Raw genomic sequence first — 7,487 nt, forward strand, 5'->3', positions numbered from 1 at the left:
GACCACCGGCGGGTTCTCAGCTGCTTCCTCGCGAGGACAGCTTTTTCCCTCGTGGCGGAGCCACTTGGGAAAAAGATCCCGCAGCGAGGAAGCAGCTGAGGTTCCGCCACCCGACCCGCTGCGCAGGTCAAACCGGAAGGCCCTCAGGACTCGTGCAGGAGTCGTTCGGTGATGGTGACCTTCCGGCCGTCCGGCACGAGGACCTCGGCGGCGGCTTCGGTCCAGGCCGCGAAGTGCGGCGAGGCGCGGTGCGCTTCGAGCGCGGCCTGGTCGAGGTAGACCTCGTAGAGGACGAAGTGGTGGTCGTCCTCGGTGTCGACGACGACGTCGAAGCTCACGCAGCCCGGTTCGTCGGCGACGGAGGCCTGCGCGTCGGCTTTGATCGCGGTCAGGAAGTCGTCTCGGCGACCGGGCTTGACCTGGAGGGATGCGACGAGGACGAGCACTCGGATCTCCTGCTTGCGTTGTGGCTTCCCCGGGGCGGGGCGGCCTCCTGATCGGCGGGCACCGCCGAACCTACCGCTGCCCGCGGGCCGGTGCGGCGAACCGGCCGGTGATCCGGAACTCCGCGCGAGCCGGAGCGCCGCGCGAGCTGTCCATACTGGGGCCGTTCCGACGGACCAGTGGCAGAGGAGACGATGGTGATCCGGGTTGACGGCCGCACGTTGCGGTGCGCTGATGTGGCCGACGCGGCGTGGGCGACGGGGCCGTTGCAGATCGACCTGTCCACGGCGGCCCTGCGGGTGGCGGAGCACTCGTGGCGGCTCGCCGACGAGCTCAGCACCGAGCGCGTCGTGTACGGCAGGACGACGGGCGTGGGCGCCAACAAGGACGACCTCGTGGGCGACGGGGAGTCCGCGGAGCACGCGTTGCGGTTGCTGCGCAGCCACGCGGGCGGCAGCGGGGAACCCATGTCGGCGGCGCAGACCCGGGGGATGCTGCTGATCCGCCTCAACCAGCTCGTCGCGGGTCGCGCCGGGATCAGCCCCGCGCTGATCACGGCGCTGGCCGAGGCGGTGCGGGTGGGCGCGACCCCGCTGGTGCACCGGCTCGGCGCCATCGGCACCGGTGACCTGGCACCGCTGGCGGAGACGGCGCTCGCGCTCGTCGGCGAGCGGCCGTGGCTGACCGGGCACGTCGCCCCGGTGGAGATCCTCAAGGGCGACGCGCTGGCGTTCATGAGCAGCAACGCGGCCACCCTGTCCGAAGCGACCCTGGCGACGCTCGACCTGGAACGGCTCACCCGCGCCAGCCACGTGGTCGCGGCGCTGACCTACGTCGCGCTGGACGGCAACCCGGAGGCCTACGCGACGCCGGTGCACGAGGCCCGGCCGCACGCCGGCCAGGTCGGGTGCGCGGCGGAGATGCGGCGGCTGCTCGGCCTGGACAGCACGCCGAAACCGGGCAGGCGCATCCAGGACCCGTTCGGGCTGCGCGCGTACCCGCAGGTGCAGGGCGCGGCCGTGGACGCGGTGCACTACCTGCGGGACGTGCTGGCCATCGAGATCAACGCGGGCACCGAGAACCCGATGATCTCGGTGGTGCACCGCGACGCCTACCACCACGCGCACTTCCACACCGCGTACGTGGCCTCCGCGCTGGACTGGGTCCGGGCCACCGTGCACCAGGTCGCGGAGTTGTCGGCCGCACGCCTCGGGGACCTCGTCGAGCCGGAGTTCACCGGGTTGCGCCCGTTCCTCGCGGCCGGTCCGGCGGGCAGTTCGGGAGTGATGATCCTCGAATACGTCGCGCACGACGCGCTCGCGGAGCTGCGCCACGCGGCGCTGCCCGCGACGCTCGGCACGGCCGTGGTCTCACGGGGCCTGGAGGACCACGCGAGCTTCTCCACGCAGGCCGCGCGGGCGACGACGGCGGCGGCCGTCGCGTACCGGCGGCTGCTCGCCTGCGAACTGGTCGCGGCGGTCCGCGCGCTGCGGATGCGGGAAGCGGACCTGGTGGACCTGCCGGTGCGCGCGGCCTACGAGCTCGCTGCGGAGACGCTGGACCCGAGCGTGGAGGACCGTCCGCTCACCGAGGACATCGGCCGCGCGGGAACCGTGCTGGACGACCTGGTCCGGTTCTGAGTCAACGGTGCGGGCGCAGCGTGCGCCCGTGCAGCCGGGTGAGGACGGCGCCGTCGAGGGGGCGCTTCACGACGATGAGGGTCGCCGCGAGTCCGGCGCCGAACAGGAACACGGCCCCGCCGAGGACCGAGCGGACCAGGTTCCAGCCGTGCGCGACCTGCTGGATCGCGCGCTGCTCCGCGTAGCCGACCGACCGGCCGGTGCCGTCCCCGGCGACGATGTGGCAGGACTGGTCGGGGCGCATGACCTGGTCGCCGCAGCGGACCACCAGCGGGTCGGCGCCGATCGGCCCGGACTGGACGAGCGCGGAGCCGCCCAGCAGGAGCAGCGCGACGGCCACGAACCACGCTTGGACGAGCGAACCCATGGGCCCTCCGGTGCGGTCGGCGACGACCTTCGCGGCGTCGCTCGCGCGGCGCTGGTGCCCAGTCTGTCGGGCCGCGGCGCCGCACCGGGTGGTCTGTACAACGTGGAGGGTGGAAAACGGCTGTTCACGGCGGTGGTGCGGATTTTCCGGTCCGGATCGGTCCGCCGGTCGCCGACGCTGCAACCCGGTGCGGCGTGGGTGCGCCGCGCCGGTGGCGCGCGGCGCACCCGGTGCGCTACTCGGAGGTGGTCGAGCCGGAGTCGCCGCTGAGGGCGTCGGCGAAATCGTTGGCGACGCCCGCTCCGGCCTGGATCCCGCCCGCGATCAGGTCGAGCGGTGTGGTGGTGTTGTTCTGCTCCGGCTCGGCCTGGGCGAGGCCCAGCGCGGAGCACATCAGCACTGCCGTGGTTCCGGCGACGATCGCTGCTCGGTTCGCTGCTGCGAGACGCATCGGTCCGCTCCTTGCTCCCGGGATCAATTCCGCGGGCAAGGTTCCACGGAGCCGGACCCGTTGCCAGCGCGCTCACCCGCCCGGGGGTCCCCTGAACGACAGCCCACCCGACTGGTGCCCGAGCCCGGAGAGCCCGCCCGGACCGGCGGGCGCCGGATGGTTCAGGGTGGGGGCGAACACGGGAGAGGGAGGCCGGCGCGTGGGACGACGTTTCGAAGAGCTCGACTGGCAGGACACGCCGATCGGCGAGGTCAGCCTGCGTCGCAGGCTCGATCCGGCGCTCGGTGCGGACGTGTACGAGGTCAAGCTCGGCGACGAGTTCCTGATGTCGAGCGCGTTCACCGTGGCCGAGGAGGAACTGGCCCGCCTGGGGCTGGCCGCCGTCACCGGATCGGAGCTCGACGTGCTGGTGGGCGGGCTCGGGCTCGGCTGCACCGCGCAGGCCGCGCTCGCCGACGAGCGGGTGCGCTCGCTGGAGGTGGTGGAGGCGCTGGGGGCGGTGATCGACTGGCACCGGCGGGAGCTGCTGCCGCTGGGGCACGAGCTCAACGCCGACCCGCGGGTCCGCTTCGAGCACCGCGACTTCTTCGCCTGGGCCGCCGAACCTCCGCAGCGGCGCTACCACGCGATCCTGCTCGACATCGACCACTCGCCGACCAACGTGCTCGACGCCGGGCACGCCGACTTCTACCGGCCGTCCGGCCTGCGCCTGCTGGCCGAACATCTGGAGCGGGGCGGGGTTTTCGCGCTGTGGTCGGATGATCCGCCCGCGGAGGAGTTCATCGCGGCCCTGTCGGAGGTCTTCGGGACCGTCCGGGCGCACGTGGTCGACTTCGACAACCCCTACGGCGGGCCGCGGGGTTCGAACACGGTGTACGTCGCGCACGACTGACCCCGGACTCCGCCGGGGGCCTGAGACCGGTCGCCGCGGGGAATCGCGGTGCGCGGTCGGGCTGATGCCTGGAGCGGGTGTGCACGACCTCACCCGTGTCGGCGGTACCGGCGGGGTTCGCGACCGTGACGTGCCAGGATGGGCGGATGGTCGGCCGCCCGGATTCCGCCGCCCCCCACCGAGTGTGGCGGGGCGTGGACGCGTCGGAGCGGCAGGCCCGGCGCCGCGACCAGCTCGTCGCGGCCGGGTTCGCGCTGATGGGCGGCGACGGCGCGAAGTCCGTCACGATGCGCGGGGTCTCGCGGGAAGCGGGCCTCACGGAGCGGTACTTCTACGAGAGCTTCGCCAACCGCGAGGCGCTGCTGATCGCGGTGCTGGACGCGACGGTCGAGCAGGCGCGGGAGGTGCTGCTGGCCGCGGCCGAGCGGGCGCCGGCGCAGCAGCTCGACGCGGTCCGGTACCTGGTGGGCGCGTTCACCGAGTTCGTCACCTCCGACCCGCGCCGGGGCCGCGTGCTGTTCATCGAGTCGCTGGCCGCGCCGGAGCTCGCGGAGCGGGGGCGGGAGCTCGTCGCGGAGTTCACCGTGACGATCGCGGCCCTGATGCGCGGCGCCGAGCTCGGCGGCGAGCAGGCCGACGAGCAGGACGTGCGGCTCAACGCGCTGGCGATCTTCGGCTCGCTGGCGCAGCTCTACCAGGCCTGGCTGGAGGAGCGGATCGACGTGCCGCGCGAACGGTTCGTCGAGCACGTCTCCCAGGTGATCGAGAGCGCGGGGCGCGCGACCTCGCGTTGATCGTCCACATCGGACGGTCCTGCTGACCCGCTCCCGGTGGGGCGTCGACGCGGGTGCGCGCCCGCGAATTCCCGGCTCCGGCTTCGTCGCGGCGGTGAACCGCTCCAGTTATTGACATCGTGCTAATAGCCGAGGATGCTTCATTTCCGGTGAGCCGGATCACGGGCGGCGGCTCGCTCGGGAGTGCTTGCTCGTCCGGTGTATTCGCACGTCAGGGTCCTGTCGATCAGGTTCAAAAGTTGACATCAAGTGATGTTGACATTGTTTGATGTCAAAAATATCGTCCGAGGACCGACGTCGCGCATCAACGAGGAGGCAGGCGATGGGCAGCTCTGGGGAAACGGGCGACACCGCCGATCGTCAACGGCGGGTGCGGGTGGCGATCGTCGGCGCCGGCTTCGGCGGACTCGGCACGGCGATCATGCTCAAGCGCGCCGGGATCGACGACTTCGTGCTGCTGGAACGAGCCGCGGAAGTCGGCGGCACCTGGGAGGTCAACACCTACCCCGGCGCGCAGTGCGACATCCCGTCGATCCTGTACTCGTTCTCCTTCGCGCCGAACCCCGAGTGGAGCAGGCTCTACCCGCTGCAGCCGGAGATCAAGGACTACCTGCGGCGCTGCGCCGAGGACTTCGACCTCGTCCCGCACCTGCGGATGGAGCACGAAGTGCTCGACGCCGCCTGGGACGAGGACGAGCAGCACTGGAACGTGGTGACGGACAAGGGGGCCTGGCAGGCGCAGGTGCTCGTCGGCGCCACCGGACCGTTCAGCGAACCCTCCGTCCCGGACCTGCCCGGCCTGGAGCGCTTCCAGGGGAAGGTCTTCCACACGGCCCAGTGGGACCACGAGCACGACCTCGCCGGCGAACGGGTCGCGATCATCGGAACCGGTGCCTCCGGGGTCCAGATCATCCCCCGAGTGCAGCCGGTGGCCGGGGAGCTGACCGTCTTCCAGCGCACGCCGACCTGGATCATGCCGCACCCCGACCGCCGCATGACCCGCTTCGAGCAGCGCGTGTTCCGGCGGTTCCCCGCCGTGCAGCGGTTCGCGCGGGAGTGCTTCGACCTCGTGCAGGAAGCGCTCGTTCCCGGATTCGTGCACCGGCCCGGCCTGCTCAAGGGCATGGAATGGCTCGGTCGCGCGCACCTGCGCCGCCAAGTCCGCGACCGCGAGCTGCGGGCCAAGCTCACGCCGCACTACTCCTTCGGCTGCAAGCGGCCCACGTTCTCCAACAAGTACTACCCGGCGCTGGCGGCGCCCAACGTCGACGTGGTCACCTCCGGCATCGCAGAAGTGCGGGAGAACGGGATCGTCACCGGCGACGGAACGCTGCACGAGCTCGACACCATCATCATGGGCACCGGCTTCCGGATGACCGACAACCCCGTTTTCGACCGCGTGCGGGGGAAGAACGGCCGCAGCCTCAACGAGGTGTGGCAGGGCGACGCGCAGGCCTACCTGGGCACCACCATCAGCGGATTCCCCAACTTCTTCTTCCTGCTCGGGCCGAACTCCGTCGTCTACACCTCGCAGGTCGTGACGATCGAAGCGCAGGTCGCCTACATCATGAGCTGCCTGCGCCAGATCGAACGGCGAGAGCTGGCGAGCATCGACGTCAAACCCCAGGTGCAGCAGTCCTTCGCCGACGAGGTCGAGCACGGCCTGCGCAACTCGGTGTGGAACGTCGGGGGATGCAGCAGCTACTACCTCAACGACGCCGGGCGCAACTTCGTCTTCTACCCCGGATTCAACCGGGCGTTCCGCTCCCGAACGCGCGAGGCCGAGCTGGCCGACTACCACACCAGCAGCGCCGCCGAGCGCAGCGCGATCTCCTCGAGTCAAAGGACGTCATGATGTTCCGACTTCCCCGCATCGGCAGGAAACCGGTCGTCGACCCGCGCGGCGCCCGCCGCTACACCGAAGAGGCGCACGTGATCGCGCCGCGCGACGTGGAGTTCTCGTGGGACGGGGTGCCGATGCACTACATCCCCGGTGAGCCGCTCGCCACGCACACCATCAACTTCATGCACCTGGTGCTGCCGGAAGGCGAACGGGCGATGTCGAACGCGCTCGCCGAAGCACTGCCGCTGATCAAGGATCCGCGGCTGCACGAGGAAGTCGTGGGTTTCGTCGGCCAGGAGGCCACGCACGCCTCCTCGCACGAGGGTGCGCGCGAGCACCTGTCCTCGATCGGCCTGAACACCGAGCCGATGACGCGGAAGCTGGAGTGGATGGTCGACCACGTCCTCGGCGACCGCGGCCTCAAGGGCCGCGCCAAGCACGCGTGGCTGTGCGAGCGGCTCGGCATGTTCGCGGCGCTGGAGCACTACACCGCGGTGATCGGTGAGTGGCTGCTGAACGCGAACGTGCTGGAGCGCAAGGGGATGCACCCGACGATGCTGGACCTCGTCCGCTGGCACGGCGCCGAAGAGGTCGAGCACCGCAACGTCGCCTTCGACGCGTTCATGTACGTCGACGGCAGCTACGCCCGGCGCGTGCGCACGGCGCTGCTGGCGAGCTTCACGCTGCTGGTGCTGCTGCTGTCGTCGCTGCACTACCTGTTCAAGGCCGACCCGTCGAAGGACAAGGGCCGGTTCTGGTTCCTGCAGCTGCTCAGCGCCATGCGGCGCGGGGTCGTGCCGAACATCGCGCTGTTCGTGACCGAGATCCCGAAGTACCTCAACCCGCGATTCCACCCGTCGCAGCTGGGAAGCATGGACGCCGCCGTGCGCTACCTGGCCCAATCCCCGGCGGCCAACGGATGATCGGGTTTTCCGGCTCGTTCTTCTTTGGTGGTCGGGTGGCGGAACCTCAGGTGTCTTCTCGCTGCGGGATCTTTTTCCCGAGTGGCTCCGCCACGAGGGAAAAAGCCGTCCTCGCGAGAAGACACCTGAGAAC

The 7,487-nt window shown here is 70.8% G+C and carries 8 protein-coding genes; 5 read left to right on the forward strand and 3 right to left on the reverse strand.

The window, feature by feature from the left end; genetic code table 11:
* Positions 1-143: 143 nt before the first annotated feature.
* On the reverse strand, positions 144-446 hold the full coding sequence (locus tag ACWD38_RS29730; protein ID WP_450125391.1) for a putative quinol monooxygenase: 303 nt from the start codon (positions 444-446) through the stop codon (positions 144-146).
* Between the two features lie 195 nt (positions 447-641).
* On the opposite strand from ACWD38_RS29730, the gene ACWD38_RS29735 reads away from it, so the two are divergent.
* Positions 642-2,084, forward strand: a complete 1,443-nt coding sequence (locus ACWD38_RS29735) for an aromatic amino acid ammonia-lyase (protein ID WP_450125393.1) — start codon at positions 642-644, stop codon at positions 2,082-2,084.
* A 1-nt stretch (position 2,085) separates the two neighbouring features.
* Here ACWD38_RS29735 and ACWD38_RS29740 read toward each other — a convergent pair whose 3' ends face one another.
* Together ACWD38_RS29740 and ACWD38_RS29745 are read right to left on the reverse strand one after the other, a co-directional pair.
* A complete protein-coding gene (locus ACWD38_RS29740; protein WP_184480854.1) occupies positions 2,086-2,451 on the reverse strand; it encodes a hypothetical protein in 366 nt (121 codons plus the stop codon).
* Between the two features lie 235 nt (positions 2,452-2,686).
* Entirely contained in the window at positions 2,687-2,902 is a 216-nt protein-coding gene (locus ACWD38_RS29745; protein ID WP_184480852.1) for a hypothetical protein, read from the reverse strand.
* Positions 2,903-3,101: 199 nt separating this feature from the next.
* Here ACWD38_RS29745 and ACWD38_RS29750 point away from each other — a divergent pair, with 199 nt between their 5' ends.
* The 4 genes from ACWD38_RS29750 to ACWD38_RS29765 all read left to right on the forward strand — a co-directional run bounded on the left by ACWD38_RS29750 (position 3,102) and on the right by ACWD38_RS29765 (position 7,354).
* Positions 3,102-3,794, forward strand: coding sequence for a polyamine aminopropyltransferase (locus ACWD38_RS29750; RefSeq protein WP_184480850.1), 693 nt, complete (start codon positions 3,102-3,104; stop codon positions 3,792-3,794).
* A 194-nt stretch (positions 3,795-3,988) separates the two neighbouring features.
* Entirely contained in the window at positions 3,989-4,588 is a 600-nt protein-coding gene (locus ACWD38_RS29755) for a TetR/AcrR family transcriptional regulator (protein ID WP_343071501.1), read from the forward strand.
* Between the two features lie 322 nt (positions 4,589-4,910).
* Positions 4,911-6,443, forward strand: coding sequence for a flavin-containing monooxygenase (locus ACWD38_RS29760; protein ID WP_450125392.1), 1,533 nt, complete (start codon positions 4,911-4,913; stop codon positions 6,441-6,443).
* A complete protein-coding gene (locus tag ACWD38_RS29765; RefSeq protein ID WP_184480844.1) occupies positions 6,443-7,354 on the forward strand; it encodes a metal-dependent hydrolase in 912 nt (303 codons plus the stop codon). Before ACWD38_RS29760 ends, ACWD38_RS29765 begins: the two co-directional genes overlap by 1 nt.
* Positions 7,355-7,487 lie beyond the last annotated feature (133 nt).

The sequence above is a fragment of the Saccharopolyspora sp. NPDC002578 genome (assembly GCF_053592695.1).

Excerpts from the sequence above, each read along its gene's own strand:
- ACWD38_RS29745 (WP_184480852.1), bottom strand. The coding sequence starts at position 2,902 with ATGCGTCTCGCAGCAGCGAACCGAGCAGCGATCGTCGCCGGAACCACG.
- ACWD38_RS29740 (WP_184480854.1), bottom strand. The coding sequence starts at position 2,451 with ATGGGTTCGCTCGTCCAAGCGTGGTTCGTGGCCGTCGCGCTGCTCCTG.
- ACWD38_RS29765 (WP_184480844.1), top strand. The coding sequence starts at position 6,443 with ATGTTCCGACTTCCCCGCATCGGCAGGAAACCGGTCGTCGACCCGCGC.
- ACWD38_RS29760 (WP_450125392.1), top strand. The coding sequence starts at position 4,911 with ATGGGCAGCTCTGGGGAAACGGGCGACACCGCCGATCGTCAACGGCGG.